This window comes from Rhodoferax sp. (assembly GCF_028688795.1).
Taxonomy (GTDB): domain Bacteria; phylum Pseudomonadota; class Gammaproteobacteria; order Burkholderiales; family Burkholderiaceae_C; genus Rhodoferax.
Map to the genome: position 1 here is coordinate 125296 of NZ_JAQTXM010000004.1, position 20084 is coordinate 145379.

At 49.1% G+C, this 20084-nt stretch carries 24 protein-coding genes; 21 read left to right on the forward strand and 3 right to left on the reverse strand.

The features are described 5' to 3' along the window. Positions 1-3: 3 nt before the first annotated feature. From PHQ58_RS04755 to PHQ58_RS04840, 18 genes are all read left to right on the forward strand, one after another. Positions 4-1005, forward strand: coding sequence for a ribonucleotide-diphosphate reductase subunit beta (locus PHQ58_RS04755; protein WP_300107691.1), 1002 nt, complete (start codon positions 4-6; stop codon positions 1003-1005). A 1-nt stretch (position 1006) separates the two neighbouring features. Then, positions 1007-1513, forward strand: coding sequence for a hypothetical protein (locus tag PHQ58_RS04760; protein ID WP_300107694.1), 507 nt, complete (start codon positions 1007-1009; stop codon positions 1511-1513). Between the two features lie 162 nt (positions 1514-1675). Beyond that, positions 1676-2425, forward strand: coding sequence for an HD domain-containing protein (locus PHQ58_RS04765; protein WP_300107697.1), 750 nt, complete (start codon positions 1676-1678; stop codon positions 2423-2425). A 162-nt stretch (positions 2426-2587) separates the two neighbouring features. Further along, complete coding sequence (locus tag PHQ58_RS04770) at positions 2588-3142, forward strand: hypothetical protein (protein WP_300107699.1); 555 nt, start codon at positions 2588-2590, stop codon at positions 3140-3142. Between the two features lie 122 nt (positions 3143-3264). Further along, a complete protein-coding gene (locus PHQ58_RS04775; RefSeq protein WP_300107701.1) occupies positions 3265-3513 on the forward strand; it encodes a hypothetical protein in 249 nt (82 codons plus the stop codon). Beyond that, complete coding sequence (locus PHQ58_RS04780; protein WP_300107705.1) at positions 3494-3952, forward strand: hypothetical protein; 459 nt, start codon at positions 3494-3496, stop codon at positions 3950-3952. The genes PHQ58_RS04775 and PHQ58_RS04780 overlap by 20 nt, the downstream gene beginning before the upstream one ends. A 436-nt stretch (positions 3953-4388) precedes the next feature. Next, positions 4389-4886, forward strand: coding sequence for a hypothetical protein (locus PHQ58_RS04785; protein WP_300107708.1), 498 nt, complete (start codon positions 4389-4391; stop codon positions 4884-4886). A gap of 1 nt (position 4887) precedes the next feature. Next, the gene (locus PHQ58_RS04790) at positions 4888-5181 is read left to right on the forward strand and encodes a hypothetical protein (protein ID WP_300107711.1); all 294 of its coding nucleotides are present in this window, start codon (positions 4888-4890) and stop codon (positions 5179-5181) included. Positions 5182-5187: 6 nt separating this feature from the next. Continuing rightward, positions 5188-6039, forward strand: coding sequence for a hypothetical protein (locus tag PHQ58_RS04795; RefSeq protein WP_300107714.1), 852 nt, complete (start codon positions 5188-5190; stop codon positions 6037-6039). 31 nt (positions 6040-6070) lie between these two features. Then, a complete protein-coding gene (locus tag PHQ58_RS04800) occupies positions 6071-6502 on the forward strand; it encodes a hypothetical protein (RefSeq protein ID WP_300107716.1) in 432 nt (143 codons plus the stop codon). 99 nt (positions 6503-6601) lie between these two features. Continuing rightward, the gene (locus PHQ58_RS04805; RefSeq protein ID WP_300107719.1) at positions 6602-7573 is read left to right on the forward strand and encodes a hypothetical protein; all 972 of its coding nucleotides are present in this window, start codon (positions 6602-6604) and stop codon (positions 7571-7573) included. A gap of 122 nt (positions 7574-7695) precedes the next feature. After that, entirely contained in the window at positions 7696-7959 is a 264-nt protein-coding gene (locus PHQ58_RS04810) for a hypothetical protein (protein ID WP_300107722.1), read from the forward strand. A gap of 138 nt (positions 7960-8097) precedes the next feature. Then, positions 8098-10287 carry an NAD-dependent DNA ligase LigA gene (ligA, locus tag PHQ58_RS04815; protein WP_300107725.1) on the forward strand — a complete coding sequence of 730 codons (2190 nt, stop codon included), beginning with the start codon at positions 8098-8100 and terminating at the stop codon, positions 10285-10287. A 100-nt stretch (positions 10288-10387) separates the two neighbouring features. Then, positions 10388-10672, forward strand: coding sequence for a hypothetical protein (locus PHQ58_RS04820; RefSeq protein ID WP_300107727.1), 285 nt, complete (start codon positions 10388-10390; stop codon positions 10670-10672). Between the two features lie 20 nt (positions 10673-10692). Then, positions 10693-11265 carry a hypothetical protein gene (locus tag PHQ58_RS04825; RefSeq protein ID WP_300107730.1) on the forward strand — a complete coding sequence of 191 codons (573 nt, stop codon included), beginning with the start codon at positions 10693-10695 and terminating at the stop codon, positions 11263-11265. Positions 11266-11317: 52 nt separating this feature from the next. Continuing rightward, positions 11318-11971 (forward strand): hypothetical protein, encoded by a 654-nt coding sequence (locus PHQ58_RS04830; protein WP_300107733.1) that lies wholly within the window; start codon positions 11318-11320, stop codon positions 11969-11971. Further along, positions 11971-12210 carry a hypothetical protein gene (locus tag PHQ58_RS04835; protein ID WP_300107735.1) on the forward strand — a complete coding sequence of 80 codons (240 nt, stop codon included), beginning with the start codon at positions 11971-11973 and terminating at the stop codon, positions 12208-12210. The genes PHQ58_RS04830 and PHQ58_RS04835 overlap by 1 nt, the downstream gene beginning before the upstream one ends. 76 nt (positions 12211-12286) lie before the next feature. Beyond that, positions 12287-12856, forward strand: a complete 570-nt coding sequence (locus PHQ58_RS04840; protein WP_300107737.1) for a hypothetical protein — start codon at positions 12287-12289, stop codon at positions 12854-12856. A 65-nt stretch (positions 12857-12921) separates the two neighbouring features. On the opposite strand, the gene PHQ58_RS23620 is transcribed toward PHQ58_RS04840, so the two are convergent. From PHQ58_RS23620 to PHQ58_RS04850, 3 genes are read right to left on the reverse strand one after another with little or no spacing between them, the layout of a single operon-like run. Continuing rightward, the gene (locus tag PHQ58_RS23620; RefSeq protein WP_367187272.1) at positions 12922-13122 is read right to left on the reverse strand and encodes a DUF551 domain-containing protein; all 201 of its coding nucleotides are present in this window, start codon (positions 13120-13122) and stop codon (positions 12922-12924) included. After that, entirely contained in the window at positions 13116-13886 is a 771-nt protein-coding gene (locus PHQ58_RS04845) for a hypothetical protein (protein ID WP_300107739.1), read from the reverse strand. Before PHQ58_RS04845 ends, PHQ58_RS23620 begins: the two co-directional genes overlap by 7 nt. Positions 13887-13946: 60 nt before the next feature. Further along, positions 13947-15479: a DnaB family ATPase gene (locus PHQ58_RS04850; RefSeq protein ID WP_300107741.1), complete on the reverse strand. Its 1533-nt coding sequence runs from the start codon at positions 15477-15479 to the stop codon at positions 13947-13949. Positions 15480-15537: 58 nt separating this feature from the next. Here PHQ58_RS04850 and PHQ58_RS04855 point away from each other — a divergent pair, with 58 nt between their 5' ends. The 3 genes from PHQ58_RS04855 (at position 15538) to PHQ58_RS04865 (ending at position 20064) form a co-directional block, all read left to right on the forward strand. Continuing rightward, positions 15538-16176, forward strand: a complete 639-nt coding sequence (locus PHQ58_RS04855; RefSeq protein ID WP_300107744.1) for a hypothetical protein — start codon at positions 15538-15540, stop codon at positions 16174-16176. Between the two features lie 96 nt (positions 16177-16272). Continuing rightward, the gene (locus PHQ58_RS04860; RefSeq protein ID WP_300107746.1) at positions 16273-18483 is read left to right on the forward strand and encodes a hypothetical protein; all 2211 of its coding nucleotides are present in this window, start codon (positions 16273-16275) and stop codon (positions 18481-18483) included. 147 nt (positions 18484-18630) lie between these two features. Further along, the gene (locus PHQ58_RS04865; protein WP_300107749.1) at positions 18631-20064 is read left to right on the forward strand and encodes a hypothetical protein; all 1434 of its coding nucleotides are present in this window, start codon (positions 18631-18633) and stop codon (positions 20062-20064) included. Positions 20065-20084 lie beyond the last annotated feature (20 nt).

Sequence of the window (20084 nt, forward strand, 5' to 3'; positions counted from 1 at the left end):
CTAATGACAAGCAGTACCCATATCACCAATCGCCGCCGGATTGCCTTTGGTGCCAAAGACGAGCTGATGAATATGTCTCGCACCAAGTACCAGTGGGCAACAGAGATTTATGACCGCATGGAGGCCAACACCTGGTTTCCTAAGTCGATCCCCTTGGGCGATGACCGCGTCATGTACCGCAGTGGCGCATTGAACGAGCGCGAGCGCAATGCGTTTGACAAAGCCCTGGCATTCGTCTCCAACCTGGACGGCATTCAGTTTAACAACCTGATCCACAACATCGGCCAGCACATCACTGCGCCTGAAGTCAGCCTGGCAATCGCACGACAAGCTTCTGAAGAGGGTGTACACGTGCGCAGCTACCAGTTCATGATTGAAGCGGTCTCGCTTGATCCTGAATCGGTGTACATGATGTTCGAGCGAGACGGTATGCTCGCCAAGAAAAACGAATTCATCATGCGCAGCTCTTCAGTGCTAAAAGATGATCCGACTCCAGAGAACTTTGCTCGTGCAATTGTTGGCAACGTCATCTTGGAAGGCATCTACTTCTATTCGGCGTTCCTGGTGTTCTACACCTTGGCACGCAACGGCAAGATGTTGGCCTCTGCTGACATGATCAAGTACATCAATCGTGATGAAGGTGAGACCCATCTCGATCTTTTCACGAACATGCACCATGCGTTCAAGGCAGAAAACCCTGAGCTTTACGATGAACAGTTCCGCAAGGACGCCATCGAGCTGATCAAGACCGCTGTTGACATGGAAGTCGCGTGGGGACAGTACATCATTCAAGGCGGTTTCTTGGGTTTGACCAATGACGTGGTGGAAAACTTTGTTAAGGGTTTAGCGAACAAGCGCGCACTCGCTCTGAACTTGGGTGAGATTTATGCCAATGTACAAAACGCTGTGCCTTGGTTCGACGACTTCAGCAAACCCAATGGCACACGAAGCAACTTCTTTGAGAGCAAACCCACAGACTACGCCACTGATGGCTTAGAGTGGTAACGTGTTGTTGCCAAAAAAGCTTTATCACGGTTCTGCGTATCGGCACACAGAACTGATGCCTGGCTTTAATAGAACAGGTTCTTTGGTAGAATGGGATAAAACAGAGAACAACAAATTCCTTTACGCCACTGCGGATAGGGACTCTGCAATTGAGTTAGGTTTTGCCAGCTCGATTGAAAAGAAATTCTACCTGGATCGGTTTAAGTCGAGTGGAAGAATGTTGTTAATTGAAACGCCAGATAAAACTCTGACTGTTTCAAAACTGTATGAGCTGGATGTCTTTTTGTACGACATAATCGTCACGGTCAATGATGGTTGGGTTAAAAACAATAATCAGCATAACGGCATAACAACTGAATTCAAAACACCCAAAACCATTACGTCCATTGAAAAATGTGAAAAGATCAATGTGCGGGAGTGGTTGTCTAATTTTGACGTGCAAATAAAAACTGTCAATCAATCGCAAGAGAGCTTGAGAAGTGACCCTGCAAAGTTCATGGACTGGTAAATTACGATTGTACAAAGACTGAGTGGCCCTAAAAATAAGACAAACTCTATACCTGAGCATTTTGCTTAGGCTCAGGGTTTGCCTTATTTTTTATCTACTGTAAATTAATATCTACCTTTGCTCATTAAGTGGCACTCGCTAAATCCCATCACTCACATTGCTATGTCTACCAAACTCGACCTCACTGCGCTCAATGACGCCGTTCAAAAATTTGATCTGGCCAACCAACAACAACACCTAGTCAAGCTCTTTGAGCATTACGGCTTGGTGAGTTATCTGATCGGCTTTGATGAAGTCCAGCCGGATGAAGACGGTCCCGTGTATCACGGCATCATGCATTCCTACATGACGGCGCTGAACTGCCTGGAAGGTTCTATCCACACTGGCTTGGGCAATTCGGAAAAGCGTGCCATGTTGGTAGCCGGTCTGTACCATGACGTGCTGCACAGTCGTGGTCAGTTCAGCGACAACATCAACATCTCTGTAGCAGTCAAACAACTCGAAGCCATCCATGCTCGCGTCCCAGAGCACCTCAAGCTCAAGCCTGAGGAATTGAAGATTGCTATTACAGCCATCCGCCAAAGCAAGTACCTCAATGGGCGCTACGTCAGCTCCAAGCCCAGCGTATATGGTGCGATTCTGCAAGATGCCGATCGAATGGGTGCTTACTGCACCAATGATGAAGAACTCGTGGGAATGTGGGTAGGTCTCTATAATGAGATTGACTATGGCCGGCGATACAACTTCGAACCACCACTGTCTGCAGAGCAGTTCATGGAAATGCAATCCAATTTCCACAGCAGTGTGAAGTGGAATACGAAGTGGGCCACTGTAAAAGCCATGAAGCTCAATTGGCCCAATAAATGGAAGAACGGCCTGACACTCCTGTGGGCACAACCCCAATTCAAGTAAACAACATAATACCAGCGGCATAATAACCGCTGGTATTATGCCGTCTAAAACTCTAATCCAGATTTTTTCAATCACATATAGTTATCGTGAGCTTCTACAAGTGTAGTTAAGCTTAGGTACTCAAACGCCTATTTTAAAGCTTTGAATCTTTTGGAGTTTACCATGACCGCAATCAACAACAACACCGAAACCGTCGTCGCCACCGAAACCACCACTCCGGTGGAGACTACTGCTGCTCCGGCACCGGCAGCGGCACCCTCTGAGACGAAGCTGAGCTTGCGCGACCTCGCGCAGCAGTTGGCGGCTTCGGCCGCCCGCGAGGTAGCCATCAAGGCCGACCTCGATAGGCTGCTGCAGCAGCATGCGGAAACGCATGCAGCTGCTGCCGTAGCAGCTGCAGCTGCTGCAGACAGTGCGAAAGCGCTGGCGGCTTCGGCCGCTGCTACGGAGGCAAAGGTGGTTGCAATGGCGACCACCACGTCGGCCATCCAGACCACCATGGCCACCAACGCCCAGATGGACAAGGCCCTCGCGGCCATCCAGGCCCTGGCAGCCAGGGAGGCTGCACCTGCAGCCGCACCGAAGGCCACATCGGCCGAGTGGATGGACTCCACGCCGGTTCGCATCGGCTTGGGCGTGGCCGCTGCCGGTCTCGTGGCCGGCGCAGGGTACTTCGCCTACACGAAGTTCTTCGGAGGTAACACCTCCGAAGCTTAAGCCCTAAAGGCTTAAGCATACGAGGAGGGGTAATCCCCTCCTCGTATGAACTTCTTTTTTTTTTGTTTAAAAACATAAACCTCAAACATCGTTCGAGAAGCACAACCCACAGAGGAGCTAACGTGACAGACGAAATTATCATGTATCCCAAGTGCAACCCTGAAGAATTTCCAGAGTTGTTTACTGCGCACATGAGCGCGATGACTACCGAGAAATTGGAGTCCAAGTCAGCAATTGCAGCCCAGTTGGCTTACCGCGACCATCAAATTCAAACGCTGCTTAAAACGGCTGCAATCTTGGCAGGCGTGTCCGAGACTTATCACAAAAGACTTTTTGCGAATGGAGAAGGTAATGCGACTCGATCGGTTTGAAAACCCAGACTACTCACTGATGGTTCGGTTCTATCAACAAGATCCGTTCCCTACACCCGGTTCTGATGTTATCTTTGTCTTTGGCTCTAACCTGAGAGGCCGGCATGGAGCTGGCGCAGCCTTGGCTGCAGCTAGACACTATGGGGCCATAGAAGGTGTAGGTGTAGGAATACAAGGACAGTCTTACGGCATTCCTACTAAAGACGAGCACATACGGACTTTGAGCCTTGAAGAAATCGAAGTATATGTCAAGGAGTTCGTCAAGTTCACGCACGTCAATCCGCACCTGTGTTTCATGGTGACACCTATTGGCACAGGTTTGGCCGGCTACTCACATCACCAGATCGCACCGATGTTCAGGGACGCAATGAATTGTTGGATGCCGTTGGTGTGGCTGCCTTTCTGGACGGTACAGAACACACCCGTATTCCAGATTTAAGTGAACCTATATCACTAATGTGCAGCTTGAGCAATCCAAAAGGCATAGGTAAAAATAATCAACTTACCTAATTGCTTGAGACAACAAATTTTCGCTGTCTCATGTGAATGTTTAATGACACAATCGTTAAGCATCGCGCACTTACTCACAGAACACAATCTGAAAAAGAGTAGGTTAACAAAAGCCAGTAGGATTGTTATGCTGAACGTTTTTGTGAATAGCCGCCGCAAGCCGATGCCAACACCTTGAGACTAGGGCATGACCTGTCGATTGGTTTATACTGACTCTTGTGGCGGCGCCCTTCTATGCCTGATGAGGTGCCGTCACCTCATTTTTAAAGCCACCTTTGTGGGTGGCTTCTTTTTGTCAGCTAGAAAAAGCCGATGTAAATATCGGCTTTTTATGCTGTGTGTTTTCTTTCCTCAAGGAGTTTAACGTGAATGCACCCGTGTCTTATGACGACCTGAACAAAATGCTTTCTGACCACCAATGGGCAGACCCTCAGAGCCCGCACAATGAATACTGGCGCGCGATGAAGGCGGAACAACGGCTGTTCAAGCTGGCGCAGTCTCTGGGTGGGCGCGGTGTCGAGATGTACCGCATCAGCCATGAGAATCACCTCGCGCAGGCCAGAGCAGTCAGTTATCGCAGTGGCATGGACTATCAGCGACAGAGTGATGCTACTATATTGGCGACGGTGAAAAGGCAGTTGGAAAACTGCCGTGCCAAGTACATGACGCCGCTTGATCTGTTCAAGGAAAAGCTGGACAAGCATGATTGGTACTATGAGTTCAGCGACGACATCACAGTCTATCGCTCAGGCAAAGCCAATGAAGCTGCTCTCATGAAAGAAGCTGCAGAAGCTGGGCCTGAATTCCAAGCAGCCTTCTCCGCAGCGCGCATCGAACGAGCCAACAACATCAATAAGGGGTAAGATGAAAGTCTACATCGCATTCAGTATTCATGGAACGAATTGTTTCATCACGGCGACCAAAGAGATCGGCTCAATAGCCGAACTGCCTTCGGGCATGGTGCGTGTGGTGTCACGCCGTAAGAACTACGACCCTGCTACCGATTGGAAAGTCAATTGGGATGGTCTGCTGACCAAGAAGGGTACGCCGTATCGCTCGCACATCCGCGTGATGCAACGATTCAATGAGCTCGAGTCCCAAGGCTGGGCTGTCGATAAGACGGCTTTCCTGAACAAGTTCTTCAAAAAGAAAGGATAATCCACTATGCTCGATACCATCACACTTTTCCGTGGCGACGCAGAAAAAGTGGGTGAGTTCGACATCAAGCGCACCAGCAAGCATTCCTTGCTGGGGCGCGGTGTTTACTTGACAAACTCAAAGGCGGTGGCTGGTACCTACCGCTCAAAGGGTCTGTACTCCCCCAAGGGCGCCCGTAAAATTTTGTTTGAAGGAGCGGCTAAAGACAGAAAGGAAGCGCTGGAGTTGGCGCTTCCGCATTTTGCGGATGATTTTTTTCCGCCCATTCCCTACAGCTATCCCAAGCCAAAGCGGGACGCTTTACGTAAAGCAAACATCGAAAAGGCCAGGTCGCAATTCTACCGGATGGTAGAAGAAAAAAGCATTGTCGCCGAATACCTTAGCAGCAGCCAGGGTAAGTTTTTGCGCGTATCAAATTTCTCATTGCCCGAAGAGGGTTACCTGACCGAGTTTCACTTCAACCGCCGTGAGTTCAATACCTCTGTGATAAAGGTAGACGGATATATCCGTGACGAAGGCTTCTGGGAACTGATGTGGGAGCATAAGATCCCTGTTGGCCTAGAGTTCACTACCAAGGAAGCGTATTGCAACATTAACAGTTCTGCAAACTTTAACCTGTCCCGCAGCCTTATGAACAGGGTATCGTCCCATTTATACGGCGAACAAAACTTGCTCAGGAGTGGTCTGAACCGGTCGGTGATATTTACAAAGATCCGCCATGCTTTAGAACCCTATGGCTACCGCGGATTGGAGTACAGCGGTGGCAGATACCTGGGCGGAAACCGATACACACATCGAGCGTTTTGTATGTGGGACGATGAGTTTGTTAATGATCACAAAGTTCGTGTGATTGCCTAACCTCTTTGTTCTTTTCGTTTCGAGTAGTTTAATGACAAAGAAAAAGAGAATACCAAAACCTATCCATCCGATGATTGTGCACAAGTTGACGAAGGAGGAATCTGATTCTCTCAAGAACGCCCCGCGAGTAGGACACATTCGTTTTTCCGAAAACATCGGCACTGCTACCAATTGGTACGACATGACCCTTCGGTTACAAATTGGTCGCTTGCTGGTAAAGAACACTTCAAAGCGCTGCGAGTATACTGAAGAAGTCACCAAGGTGCTTGACTTGGCACGGACTGCTTCTGATGAAATTCGCCAGCGCGCTGTCAGTGTTTCACCTCAGGTGTGGACAGCTAGTGACGCAGAACTGCTGAGGCTGGGTGACGGCCTAGATGTCGTCGATGACCTCCAAGACATCTGTACTCGTTTGGAGTTATTGAAAGCCCATCGGCAAGCCCAGCGCCTCATCAAAACCTGATCTTTTCACTTGCAGTGCGTTGCGTAAAATTAACCAATCACCACAATCTTTTGTGTTTCGCACTGCTTACCACTTTCTCTCAACCAAAGGAAATCAATCATGGCTAAATCTGCCCTTGTCATCCCTGCTGAACAGCGCTTCTTCCATTTTGAAAACTGGACGCCGTCTATGGTCTCTCGTGACATCTGTGAGACCGACCCCACCACTCTGCAAGTGCTGCCGTACGTCATCCTCGTGAACGAGCACAACGAGGTTTACATGTACACCCGCGGCACCGCTGGGGATGAAAGCCGTCTGCATGCCAAACGCTCGATCGGCCTGGGTGGTCACATCGACACATTGCCGGTCAGCATCAGCATGGAAGACCACATCGTCAGTGAAACCATTCGCGAGATCGAAGAAGAATGCGGCTACAAGGCGAGTTTCGATGAAGTCAAGCAAGCACTGTCCCAACACAACCGGATCTATTTGACCGACACAGACGTGGATGCGGTTCATTTGGGCCTGGCGTTCCCGTTGCGCGTCAAGAAGAGCGACATCACTCGGCCGGAGGCTGGCACCGTCATCAATCCTCAGTGGGTTCCCTTGGACGAACTCAAGCACTACATCTACATGGAACGCCTGCTCAAGCCGCAAGTGCTGCTGTGGACCATGGAGAACTGGTCCAAGCAAGCGGTGTCTATCATGACCGTCCAGAACCACCTGTTTAACCTGAGCATGCAGGCTGAAGCAGAAATTGCGCGTTACCGCTTCTACGCGGATATCGTGACCTGCATGAACAAGGTAGGCATCAATGCCAAGCTGAACGCCGTTCGCGGCCTGAGGGTGATGATCCCGATGTGGGCAGATGAAGACGGCAATGGCGAAGGTTATGTGGCATGGTCTATCGAAAACGAAGAACGCTACAAGACCGTTGAACAGTATCTGGAAGGCTTTGTCTTCAGCGACGGCAGCGGCGTGGGTGAAGTGGCCGTTACGCCGGACTTCGAACGCTGGGAAGTACGTGACATCACCACGCTGCATCCTCTGCCTGCTGTAGATGAGGCTGCAACAGCTAACAGCCCAACATAAATACCCTCGGTATTTCGTTGCACACCTCGTAATTCCATCCTCGCATAAAGAGACAGCATGCGTTTTGCATGCTGTCTCTTTATTTCAACTAAGCTATAAATCTTTTTATTTTCCAGCCAATCATGCTGAAGTCAAAAATAATGCCTTATCACATCCTCGGAATGTTTGCAATGGTTTCTGTTATCGCTGTAGCGATCGTTAAGCCGGACTCATTGCTGTATTTGATCGGGGGATTCATGTCCTTGATCATGGCACCCTACGCAATTATCATCATTGCGATGATGATTGCTATGGCTGTCATGGTGCTCTTAGCCGCAGGTATCCTTCTTTGGGAAGGCGTGCGCAATATTGCTGCTTGTTTCTCGAGAAACCCTTGGAAGCGATAATGTTACTTTACGTCATCAAGCAGGTGATTGTCGTAGTTGCGTTTGTCGCAATTGCCTGTTACTGCTATCGTGTCATTTCAACCATCGATGAAGATGACAATCGCGATTCGGATTAACCCATCTAACGGAGATTGAAACATGTCTAACAGTCCTTTGGAGGAATTGAGCTATCTGCGCAGCAAGATAGTGAAATACAACGATGCTTACTATGGTGCTGACAAGCCCGAAGTCTCTGATGCTGAATACGACAGACTCTATAAGCAGCTCAAAGAAATTGAAGGCGAGCATTCTGAATTGGTTACTGAAGATTCACCCACACAAAAACTGACCTACACCCTGCCAGAAACTGCTGCCAAAATCAAACACAGCGTACCCATGCTGTCGCTGTACACGGAGACGGACTTCACTTCTGAAGGTGCTATTGAGTTCGTTCGCCGCGTCAGTGCTTATTTGGTCAATAAAAGAATCGTTGAAAACAGGGACCGTGCTTACTGTTGCGAGCCGAAATACGACGGACTCGCAGTATCCTTGCGTTACACAGATGGCCAACTGGTGTGCGCAGCGACACGTGGCGATGGGGAATACGGCGAGGACGTTACAACCAACGTCCGCAGGATTGCGAATATCCCCAAAAAGTTACTGGGTGAAGACGATCAAGTAACCGAGTACCCGCCAGTCCTGGAGGTAAGAGGAGAGGTGCTCATGCCACTTAGTACCTTTAAGCGCCTCAATACAGAGCTGGTGGCACAGGGTAAAAAACCCTACGTCAATGCCAGGGCTGCTGCAGCGGGTTCGCTTCGCTTGCAGAACGCCGATGAGTCCGCTGCGCGCGGGTTGATCTTTTACGCGTACGCCGTGGCCAACCCTGACGAAGTGCGTCAAACCTTTACCTATGTCAAAGAACACTCCAGTCTGCTCTACCTGTTGGGTCAATGGGGTCTGCCCACTAGCCCCTATGGGCCAAACCTAACAATCTGGAAAGTCACCAAGGACCCAGACTACCTGACATACTACCACGACCAAATTCTCAAAGAGCGCAAAGAACTGGACTTTGAAATCGATGGCGTGGTTTACAAGGTGGATTCGCTGGACTTGCAACAAGAGCTAGGCTATGCAGGCAAGGAACCGCGCTGGGCGACTGCGCATAAGTTCGAACCTGATAAGGAAACCACAATTATCAAGTCTATTGACTTGCAGGTGGGACGCACAGGAAAGATCACACCTGTCGCAAGGCTGAGCCCTGTGTTCGTAGGCGGCACCACAATCAGCAATGTGACGCTGCACAACAACGATGAAATTCGTCGCCTTGGTGTGGATGTGGGTGACGAGGTGTATGTCCAGCGAGCAGGTGATGTGATTCCTGAAATCACAGCAGTATTCAGCAAAGCGATTGAGGGTTCGGTCTTCCGTTTCCCTGAGAACTGCCCCTGTTGCGGGTCGCCGCTGGTTCGCTATGACGGTGAAGTGGATTTTCGGTGCCCAGGCGGAGCTACTTGTCCTGCGCAGCAAGTGCAGGCTTTGATCCATTTTGTCAGCCGTGAAGCGATGAACATTCAAGGCGTGGGCGAGCGCCTGATCGAGCAGTTGCATGAAGCAGGTCATTTGGATACGATTGCAGACCTGTTCTGTTTAGGTTCTAAACAAAGTGCAAAATCCTTAGGGATGACAACGTCTGAATTCATTCGGACAATGCAGCCGGTGAAAATTTTGGCATTGGCTTACGACACATTGAGCGGACTTGAAGGATATGGGCCAGTCGCAGCTGCTAATATCTTAGCGGCTATTCAGTCTGCGAAAGAGTGCACACTGTCCAAGTTTTTGATTGGCCTGGGAATACGGTATGCTGGCAAAGGAACTGCAAAGCGCCTGAGCGAGCATTTCGGAAGACTAGAAGCCATCCAAGCTGCTCCCTTAGACTACCTGGAAACAATCAAGGACATTGGACCCGTTGTGGCCTTGAGCGTTTATGAGTTCTTCAACAGCCCTAGAACACATCAACTTCTGGAAGACTTGGAAGTGCTAGGGGTATCCCCACAACCCACAGTGATTCGGACAGAGTCCTCCGGAACGCGTCCTAGGATTGCCATAACCGGCAAGTTCTGTGTCTCACGAGAAGAAACCATTGCACTCATTCAAAACCTTTTGGATGCCGACATCACCTCTGATGTGGGTGCCAAGACAGACTTGTTGATTTGCGGTGAAAAACCCAGCAGCGGAAAAGTAAAGACGGCTGAGTCTTTGCACATCCCTATTATCAAAACACAAGAAATGGAGCACCCGTTCGGACACCCTGAATGGTTTTCCTACATAAAGGCAGCATTGCCTTGAATTGACCACAAGGGGGAAACCCTTGTGGTTCTAGTTATTTACGATCACACATAACCCAATCGTAAGCACTGTCGCTTATTCCTAATTGACCTTGTCAGATATGTCTAATTCTCAAAACTCCTGGATGGTAAGTAATCAAATCTGCGTCGATCTCAAACTCGACGAGAAGAACAATGTGAAGGTCCTCAAGGCTTCCACTACCGACAGTATCTTTGCAGAGACCGCAAATCTCCCTGCTGGAGTCAACCTGGTGAGAAATGCGCGCACGCTGGCGCTCAAAGGTCGCCCTACCAAACAAGGCGTCTATATTGTCAATCTGGACATTTACGAGGCTTGGCCTGGAATCAACAATAAAAAGCTGGTGTTGTCCATCTCCGTGATCTGACTATTAAACGGACAATCAAAATGATCGACATATATTCACTCAAAACTCATGCGACCATATTGAGTTTCTGTAATGGCTTTTTGAAGTCGTCTGACGTAGGAACATTTCCTGCGTACCTGGACAGAACAGCGGACACCTTCCGTTTTGGAATTACGTGCTCAGACCTGTCGCCGCTGGTGCAAAAGACTTTGCGCGGCTTGGAACTGATGTTCGTCATGGATGCCAATGGACACGTGGTGTGTACTTGGCGTGAAGAGGCTGAAAACAGCACGCTGTTGCACGAGTTCTCTTTTGACGCGGACATCTTGTCTGAAGCGTTGTTTGAGGAAATGAACAGGCTTGTTAACCTGTTTACCCAGTCTTTTGCAAAAGAGATAACGAGACTGGTCAAAGAACCCTTGGTTGAAACCGATCACGTCTTCTCGAAGATTGTTTCCGTCAAGGAGACTCAACTCACTACGTACGAAGTGACTTTAGAGAATAAAGTCATATTCGGTATCGCTGGTGATAGGGACGATGTGAAAGAAGGCAACTTCGCTTACATGGACCCTTCTGGAAAGTTGGAAATACTTTCTCCCACCTCGCTCAGTTAACACACTTAGTCTGTTTCAGCGGACTTATTTTTTATCCTATTAGGAGATTATCATGGAAATCATTGACAACTTCGGCCTTCCCTCTAAACAGAAAGAAGGCTTTAACCCCTGGCTGGAAAACGTCCTTGACATGGTCAAGGAAAAGTCGCAAGACACGAAGTACACCATACGCCTGACAGGCAATCGAACCAACAACTCGATTATCTACACCCTGCGAAACAGTCAGAACAAGACCAGCGTTGATGTCTACAAGCGCAACCGCATCTTCCACCTGGAGCTGTACAAACGCGACTTACCTGACCAGACCAAGGCTATAAAGCCTGACAGCACCCTGGTGGGTAATTACGTCTTCCAGCGCGGTGATGTGGTGGAGCTGGAAGAAATGGCAGACCTGATTGCCAAACACATGTCGATGGACACTCCGTATTCGGAAGGTACTGTGTCACGTATCAAGGTGCGCATCGCTGCGCAGCCTGGCACCGCTGACGGTTGTTTCGTAGGCGGCCAAATCTCTGGCATCGTTTACAACGACGACGAGACTGTGGAAGTGATTGTCGAGCGCGGCAGTGCTCGCTACATCTTGTCCAAGGCACAAGTCGAGGATTGCAGACTGGCGTTGTTGAAGTACATCATCTTCAACAACAACGGTGAGTTCGCGCTCATCAATTCCCCTGAGTTCAACGTGTATTACGAAATGGAGGTGTAATGGTCAAACAACAAGATTACCAGGCACTGATACAGGGGCTTCACCGAAAGCTGCTTAACATCAACCACGACATTCGCAGCGCCCGAAAACAAAAGGCTGCTGTGGAAATAATGGCTGAGCTCATACAGCGCAGAAAAGCAGTGGATAAAGCGTACAGCAAATGTGTCACGTGCCTTGGCGATCTACAAGAGCAAGACATCGTGTATAAAGAATCGTTTCAGATATACAACACCCACTGACATAGTCCAGCCTAGCGCCAAAGCGCTAGGCTGTTATGCCGTGTTCTCACTGCAATCTTTGCGTAAGGTTATCATCATGGAAATCGTTAAAATTGTGAAGCAGCGCATCGTGATTGATGCAAATCTGTATTCTCGTTACTTTGTAGACATGGAAGGCCGTGTCAATGGCATTCCTACGGGACTCTCGTTTGAGTTCCGTGACAGTAAGTGCGGCAACTATGTCTGCATTCGGCACACAGTGAAGGCTAAGCATGTCCCTTTTTCAACGGGTACGTCTTACGCCAACTCGCTGAGCATCCAGTGCGATGTCCTGAAGAAATGCATCGGTAATTACCTGGCTGAACAGGTCGTGCCCAACACTTACACCGACGGCAGGATCGGCAGTAAACGTACTGGTAAAACTAACTACGCTGGCGTTATTACACCGCAGGGTGTACATTTTCGAAAAATGAACGATAAGTGCGTGGGGTTTAACGTGAGCGCAATTGACAGTAAAACACTTAAATTAAAAACTGAGTTCTGGTACTGTGGCACTATAAACACCTGGAGAAGTCGATATTTCAAGACTATCAAAATGGTGCTGAAGTACAAGCGGGCTAACGATAAGTTGCTTGAGCGCATCATGGTTCTGGTAGAGAACAAGTAGCGCCGTTTAGTTTACGGCATAAATGCCATTGGGCTAAACACCCAATGGCATTATTTTTTTTTTGTTTAGGGCCGTTCTGGAAGACCTTGCCAGTGTGTGACGCCGTGTACACTAGCGTTGCTCAACACACAGACCCAATTGCCATACTTGTTAAGCATAGCGATGTTGATAAAGCCGCACCAGACCAAAACAGGTTCTTCTCGGTTAGGCAGTTTGGAGGAAGTGGTTGTCCAGGAGTTTTTATTAGCATTCATAGTTCTTACCATTTAAGGTATTGTGGTTTGTTTTCTGCGTGACTCAAAAGCGAAGCACTTAATCTTTTCACTTTGTCATAGCTTTCCTTGTCGATTTCAACAACTGAGAAGTTGTCTTCCTCGTTGGAAGAGCCTACATTCTTTTTTCTCTCAAAAGAAATAGTAGCTATGTGATATCCTTTTTTTAGGTGAATGGACGGACTTAGAAGAATTCCTTCAGCCTTGTCTACTTCAATGTATATTTCGAATTCAGGCTTTGGCATGTTACCAGTCCTAGCCAGGTAGCTGACCTTACTAACAAAAAGTTTACCTATTTTTTCAGGTACATATTCGCGTGTTTGTTCGTTGTAGTTAACTAGCCAATGCTCGCCGCTTCGTTTGGAGTCATATACCATTTTTGGCGATGGCTGTATTGCGTGCCTAAAGGGAAGAATGCAGATGTCATAACCGCCTTTAAAGTTGATGGCTTTAATTACGTTTTTATGACTTCCTTCCATGAAATCATCTTCCGCTCTAGAGTAACCAATGAAGCAACCTATCAGTGTTGGTGCTACGGTGATTCGCGCTACTGTGTTATTTTCTGTTAATGCGGCTGACCTGGGCATCATCGGTATAAAAACCTTTGGCATCTCTTTGTCAATGTGAAGCATATAGTCTTGCTGCATCGATTCAGAATCAACAATCACGCAATTGTCTTTTACTTCATTTGACTGTAGTGCCATCCAATTACGAATATCTTCGTAATCTTGCGTCATGATTTCTTGTTGTGTGTTCATGGTGAAAAATAAAACAATTAAACAAATAAGCGGATATTTTCACATCCGCTTAAAAATGAATTAAACGTATGACCAGAATGGCGTTTCTTCTCCAGATCCCTCAACACCACCACCAACCTTGCGGCTGTGTATGGGTTTCTTGTTCATGTCATCGGGAATAGAGCTGGCTTCAGGGAAAGGGAGCACCAGATACTTCATGCTGTCGGGAATGATACCCACGCCGCGATGCTTGCCACGTTGTACAGTCAGGTACGCCCTCCCGTTGATTTTCTCAATGTGAAGATACAGTTCGCCATCGACCTCTTGGTCAACACGTTTACATCCATCGTAGTAGCCTTTACCTACAACCATTTTGACAAATTCGGTATGACCGTCACGGATTAGCATTTTTGCCTCTGTACTGAGCTGATGAGGGGTGATCAATGTGATTTTCTTTGCAGAGAAGAAGTTACGAGTCCGGCGATAGAGATCACGCAGTGCATGACCGGCAGGGCCTTCCTCGCACCCAGTGGTGGGCAACATGGGCAGATAGTCAAGCATACAAACATGAAGTTCGTAGCCTGCAGCTTCAAGCTCAAGAACAGTGTTCTGTAGATCACGCAGTGACCACTCTGACGGGTTGACACGCAAGAACTTGACATGGTAGCCAGTGGCTTGCAGCTTCTCTTTAACATAAGCAGCAATTTCAGCGGAAGTCAATGCGCTGATGTCAGGTGTTGTACCGTGCTCGTTCTCATACAGGTTCTCATACAAGAACCGCAAGTTGGAGATGAGGTTGTCTTCGAACGAAATGCGAAGCAGCAGTGGCTTCTTGTTCGGGTCCGTCATTCGCGGTGTGTTGTACAGCGCGAAGTGCTTGAACAGTGATAGCGTAAAACCTGTTTTGTAGCTATGCTGCAGTGCAGGAATTACCCATTGTTCACCGCGCCTAAAGCCGCCTTGGAGCGCGTCGTTCAGGCCTTGCCAACCCGTGACCAGGATACTGGTGCGATCTTCATCGTTCTTGATCTCGTCATAGACACTAGCAAGCTCATCCAAGTTATCTACGTCAACGGATTCTACAATGGCAGGGTCATCCTTATTGCTCTCCAGTTGATAGGGTTCTATCTTTCCTATGAATTCTTGCAGGTAGTGCTTGAGATCCGTGATCTTTTCCCGCTCAAATCTTAGTGCGTTAGCGGCTTTGGTGAATATGTTAACGACTTCATTTTCTTTAAAGCTGTCAGTGATGTACTTTCGGATACTGATAACTGCACGCTTTAAATTGTCTTCTTCCATGTCTTTCTCGATACCGCGCTGCAGAGCTTGGTAGAGTTGTTCATCGGAAGAGCAGTTGATCTTCAAGCGCTGCAGTAGCTCGTCTTTCTCGTAAATGGTGCTCAGGGGGTTGTTGCACATGTACAGCAACGTGGCTTTCAGGGCCATGAGCATTTCTTTTTCACTGTTCACGCTCAATGACAGCTCAGGCAGTTTGATGCTGTCCATCACCATCCTGGCCAAGTCTGCTGAGTTCTCGGTCTTGTCTTTAATCAGACTCTCCCTGTACAGCAGAGTGATGCACTTGACCAAGAGAATGCGGGTGTCCATCGTCATAGCTTGATTTCTTATTACGTGCGAGTTTGTTGAAATATGAGGTGTGGCAAGAGGCGTCTTGCCCGCCGAACATAGAATTGCCACGGACCATATTTTTTGCCTTTTGCCAGTACTTTTTATCTATGTTGTAGGCCTCCATGCTTTTTACAAGGATGTAATAAAACAAATGTCTAATTCCGTTAGTGTTAAAAAACCACTTTTTATTCCGTACTGGATCAAGCAATTGTTGATCCGCAACCAGCTTCCCTTAACTGCTGCGATGGATCTTTCTGCACTGCGTAAGGTGGCAAGTATCGAAGACCTGGTGTTAACGTTGTGCATGAACCTGAACACTACGCCCATTCTGGGCTACATGAGTTCAGAGTCGTGCTTGTTCACCCACTGGTTAAAAGACACCGACAGTGAGCGAATCTATAACCAGCTCTACCAGCTCAAGGAACTGCATGAAAGCGGGCTGGAAGCACGACTGTACAACCAAGTCAATGCCCATCCTCAACTTTCTTTGCCGTATGAGATTTTAGACGTCTCAAGCGACGTCTTTTTAATCGTCATCAACCCTGGCTTTTTTGGATCTCCAAAAGGTGCAGAATACCAACGCCAGCTGGTGAGTGATTATTTGAAGCAATGGTATGGTTACAATAACTATGACACCATTGCGCAGAGCCAATTCTTTGAGCAATATCTGAAGCAATTATAATGTTACTGGGTTTTTTCAGTAATATCTATGCGGCGTCGATAGCGTTGTAAAGCCTTTAGTTTTTTTGTCCCATCAACTCCATTTAGGAAACAAACAATGAAAAGTTCCCTTTTTTCCGCCAGCCGTCGAAGCGCTGCCTTGCTGGGCCCGGTGCATTCGATCGTTGAAAACCTGCAAAACGAAAAGAATTCGCGCGGCGCCGTCGTCACCAGCGGCGTCGCTGCTGCTGGCTTTGCTCTGGAAGGTCTGACTGACCAACGCACCCAGATGGAACTGCAAACCGCAGTCGAGAACCTGGAAACCATGATCCAGTCGGCTGTCAAGGGTGTTCGCGGTTACGCCAATCTGACGGTCTCGCAGGAAGAAGCAGCCATCACCGCCGGTGTTGCTGCCTACGCCATCAAGCCCTATATGTCGCGTGACGTGTCGGCTGCTGCTCTGTCCAAGTTCGCCAATGACAACACCGTGGTGATCGGCCACGGCATGGCTACTGGTCAGTCGGATCAGCGCGTCATTGACATGCAGGCTTTTGACGAAAAGGAAAACAAGAACGCCATGGTTTACTCCGTGGCGTACAACATGCAAGCAGCACGCCAAGACGAGTTTGGCGAAGCGTTCTATCCGACCGTCATCGTCACCCCGAACAACGTCGGCTTCAGCATGTCCATTCGCCTGATGTACGTTTACGACGAAGTTCGTCGTGATCTGTCGGGTTCGCTGAACAAGTTCAACCGCAAGAACGTCATCAAGGCCGTCATCGACCCGACCATCCTGCGCAACGACCAGACCAAGATCGTTCCGGTCTATCGCAAGTCGAACCCGGCTGCTGCACAAGACAGCGACCGTTACTTCGCTTCTGATGTTGGCACCACCACGGTGCTGCTGGACAACGAGCCGGTGGTGACTGGTGCTCTGGCTGTTGGCAAGAAGTTCTCTCTGCTGGGTATTTCCCAGACCGAAGCCCTGCTGGCTACTGGCGTGCAGGACCAAACCGACGCCATCGATTCGTCGGTTCGTCTGGCAAGCATCTACCTGAAGATCAAGGGCACCGTTGCCGGTCAGCCGACCTTCAACGTCATCAAGTTCAACGTCGAGAAGCTGCCGCTGAGCGACTTCAACGCTGCACCGCAAGGCAACACCCGCCTGCTGCAACTGAACTTCTCGACCGACAGCCTGTACCTGACCAAGGACCACCTGGCTGTTGACGGCGCTGCTGCTCCTCTGCTCAACCAGCTGGGCACCAACACTGTCCGTCTGTCGGCACAGCTGTTCGGCTCGGTGCTGCAAGACAAGGGCGACACCCAGGTCACCGCTGCTCCGGTTGAAGTCGCCAAGGTGACCGATGATTCGGGCAACGTGCTGGACATGGCTTCTGGCGTTGGTCTGACTGTTGCTACGGTGTTTGCTGAAGCAGAGATCGTTGGTTACGACCTGCTTGCATACCGTACCAACAGCAACCGTCGTCAGCGCGGCCAGCTGATCGACACGCAGTACATGAACTACCTGTACACCGTGCCGCTGCTTCCGCCGGTCACTGCTCTGCGTCCGGTTGGTGAAACCGAGACCAATGACAGCGCACTGCTGTCGGCTCTGATCACCACGACCCATGGCCGTACCAGCAACGCTGCTGTGACTGCACTGCTGGAAGCCCGTAGCTTCCTGCGTGAGTACACCAACACCAAGGACTCGATCAACGACGCACCGGAAATCCTGGGCGTGGCCCGTTACCTGGTGACTCCGGCGTACCTGGAAGAAGTCCTGGACTGCGAACTCAACCTGGACTCGCTGAGCACCTCGGATCGTACCATCGATCTGCAGAACCTGATCCAGAACAAGCTGCGCGACATGGCTTTCCGCCTGTACGTCTCGTCGGGCTACAAGGCCGCCGCTGACGCACTGTACGACGGCGCAGCTCCGAAGCCCTGCCTGATCATCGGTACTGACCCGATCCTGGCTCGTTACCTGACTCTGAACGGCGACCTGCGTCTGGTGGGTGAAACCATCGACTACAAGCTGGTCAACACGCTGGACAACCGGATGACCGGCAAGATCCTGTTCTCGTTCGGTATGGAGCCCAGCTTCAACTCTGGCGTTCCGAACCCGATGCACTTCGGCAACATGGCTTGGAAGCCGGAGCTGACCCTGATGATGCCGATGATCCGCAACGGCAGCAACGTCATGGAACTCACCGTCCAGCCGTCGTTCCGTCACATCACCAACCTGCCCATCATGGGCTCGCTGGACGTGATCAACATCGAGAAGGTCATCGCTTCGAAGGTCCAGGTTTACGCCAAGACCAACCCATAACTGGACTAATTGGCTGAGGTAACTCAGCCAGTGACAGTGTAGTGAGTTTAATAGCACCCACAGAGTCTGAAAGGATTCTGTGGGTGCTATGCCGTAAGTTTTTTTATCCCAAATCAATGTAAATTAATTAAATCACACATTACTACCATGACGCAAAATATCGGAGTTGTCATGGTACTCACTGAAACAATCCCACCTCTCGCTGAAAGTAGCCAACCCACTACACGGTTGCATCTCAACAGCCCCTATACCTTTCACGGGGAACCCATTGCTTCGCCGCTTGTCAATGACATGCGAAAGCAAATGGATTCTACAGAATTCGAAGAGCAATACTACTACATCAACAACACCCATCGACCCATCACGATCATGAAGCGTGATGGCGTAGCGATAACCATTGACCACAAGCACTCTTACACTTGTGCTGATTTCACAGTGCGCCGTGTGATGAAGTTAAAAGGCATGGCACTGCAAACGGCGGTCGCGTGCTTGACATCGATGACGGACTTGGAGACTGAAGAATTGTCAGAACTCAAGCGCTGTCTTTGTAATGTGGATTACAAGAGCCACAGCGAGGCCACAGTCATGCTGGACTATGTAATCACACCTAAGGACATAGCCGATAAGGGTGGTACGGTGTATCACTATAAGCTTGATCTGTTGGTGTCTACAAAACCCACGCCGCTCACGATCATGCACCCTTACAGTGCACGATTCAGGAACATCGGCCCGTTCGGTAATACCACAGAGTACAAACATCAAGAAGAGCTGAATGTTAAAATACGCCTGGTTGATCACTCGCCCACAGCGTGTAAAAAATATATCAACATTGCCGGTAAGATTTTCTGTCTGACGCCACAAAAGGATGCACCTGCTTCGACCATCACTTCGAAGATCAATGGAAAACGTACCGAGAAAGTCTACAGCGATTACTTGGAAGTTTTCTACAGCGCTAAGAATGACCCTGAGTTGGTAAACAATTTTGGTGTCGGTCACAAGCGTGTGTCGATTGAAGAAGCCAAAGAGTCCATGGCGTTGTATGATAGCTATACGGACGCATTGAACTCCGGTGACGTGGATATGGCGCGGCGTGAAAAACTTACTCAACGTCTCCATGACGTAGAGATGCTCAAGACGCAAAACATGCTTGAAAAGAATCGCCTTGAGAAAGAGGAGATGGCAAGGAAAGAAGCTATGGCGAAACAGCGCCATGAGCTTGAGCAGCTGCAAGCTACCATCGCAGCACAAGCGGCTGAGCAAAAGCAATCGCAGGCTGCCTTGGATGCAAAACTGTTGCAATTGGAGAATGATCGTAAAATCCTTGACATGCAAAGAAAGGCGCAAGATGAAGCACTAGAGCGTGAACGAAGGGAACACCAAGAAAAAATAAATAAGCTTCGAGAGGATAACGAAGCAAGGATCAAAAACGAATCCCTTTATTGGAAAGACTTCTACGAAATGCGGTCACAGGTCAGGAAGGACACTTCGGACTTCACACGCTTCGTTCCAGGTCTCCTGATAGGCGTCGCGGGTATTGCGGGCGCATGGATGAAGTTTTCATCAAACTCGCAAGCAGCTTGAAACCTTATAAAAAATTGAAT

What these genes read in the sequence shown, in the direction of transcription:
- PHQ58_RS04755 (WP_300107691.1), top strand. Translation starts at nt 4, where the DNA reads ATGACAAGCAGTACCCATATCACCAATCGCCGCCGGATTGCCTTTGGT.
- PHQ58_RS04765 (WP_300107697.1), top strand. Translation starts at nt 1,676, where the DNA reads ATGTCTACCAAACTCGACCTCACTGCGCTCAATGACGCCGTTCAAAAA.
- PHQ58_RS04770 (WP_300107699.1), top strand. Translation starts at nt 2,588, where the DNA reads ATGACCGCAATCAACAACAACACCGAAACCGTCGTCGCCACCGAAACC.
- PHQ58_RS04780 (WP_300107705.1), top strand. Translation starts at nt 3,494, where the DNA reads ATGCGACTCGATCGGTTTGAAAACCCAGACTACTCACTGATGGTTCGG.
- PHQ58_RS04790 (WP_300107711.1), top strand. Translation starts at nt 4,888, where the DNA reads ATGAAAGTCTACATCGCATTCAGTATTCATGGAACGAATTGTTTCATC.
- PHQ58_RS04795 (WP_300107714.1), top strand. Translation starts at nt 5,188, where the DNA reads ATGCTCGATACCATCACACTTTTCCGTGGCGACGCAGAAAAAGTGGGT.
- PHQ58_RS04800 (WP_300107716.1), top strand. Translation starts at nt 6,071, where the DNA reads ATGACAAAGAAAAAGAGAATACCAAAACCTATCCATCCGATGATTGTG.
- PHQ58_RS04805 (WP_300107719.1), top strand. Translation starts at nt 6,602, where the DNA reads ATGGCTAAATCTGCCCTTGTCATCCCTGCTGAACAGCGCTTCTTCCAT.
- PHQ58_RS04810 (WP_300107722.1), top strand. Translation starts at nt 7,696, where the DNA reads ATGCTGAAGTCAAAAATAATGCCTTATCACATCCTCGGAATGTTTGCA.
- ligA (WP_300107725.1), top strand. Translation starts at nt 8,098, where the DNA reads ATGTCTAACAGTCCTTTGGAGGAATTGAGCTATCTGCGCAGCAAGATA.
- PHQ58_RS04820 (WP_300107727.1), top strand. Translation starts at nt 10,388, where the DNA reads ATGTCTAATTCTCAAAACTCCTGGATGGTAAGTAATCAAATCTGCGTC.
- PHQ58_RS04825 (WP_300107730.1), top strand. Translation starts at nt 10,693, where the DNA reads ATGATCGACATATATTCACTCAAAACTCATGCGACCATATTGAGTTTC.
- PHQ58_RS04830 (WP_300107733.1), top strand. Translation starts at nt 11,318, where the DNA reads ATGGAAATCATTGACAACTTCGGCCTTCCCTCTAAACAGAAAGAAGGC.
- PHQ58_RS04835 (WP_300107735.1), top strand. Translation starts at nt 11,971, where the DNA reads ATGGTCAAACAACAAGATTACCAGGCACTGATACAGGGGCTTCACCGA.
- PHQ58_RS04840 (WP_300107737.1), top strand. Translation starts at nt 12,287, where the DNA reads ATGGAAATCGTTAAAATTGTGAAGCAGCGCATCGTGATTGATGCAAAT.
- PHQ58_RS23620 (WP_367187272.1), bottom strand. Translation starts at nt 13,122, where the DNA reads ATGGTAAGAACTATGAATGCTAATAAAAACTCCTGGACAACCACTTCC.
- PHQ58_RS04845 (WP_300107739.1), bottom strand. Translation starts at nt 13,886, where the DNA reads ATGAACACACAACAAGAAATCATGACGCAAGATTACGAAGATATTCGT.
- PHQ58_RS04850 (WP_300107741.1), bottom strand. Translation starts at nt 15,479, where the DNA reads ATGACGATGGACACCCGCATTCTCTTGGTCAAGTGCATCACTCTGCTG.
- PHQ58_RS04860 (WP_300107746.1), top strand. Translation starts at nt 16,273, where the DNA reads ATGAAAAGTTCCCTTTTTTCCGCCAGCCGTCGAAGCGCTGCCTTGCTG.
- PHQ58_RS04865 (WP_300107749.1), top strand. Translation starts at nt 18,631, where the DNA reads ATGACGCAAAATATCGGAGTTGTCATGGTACTCACTGAAACAATCCCA.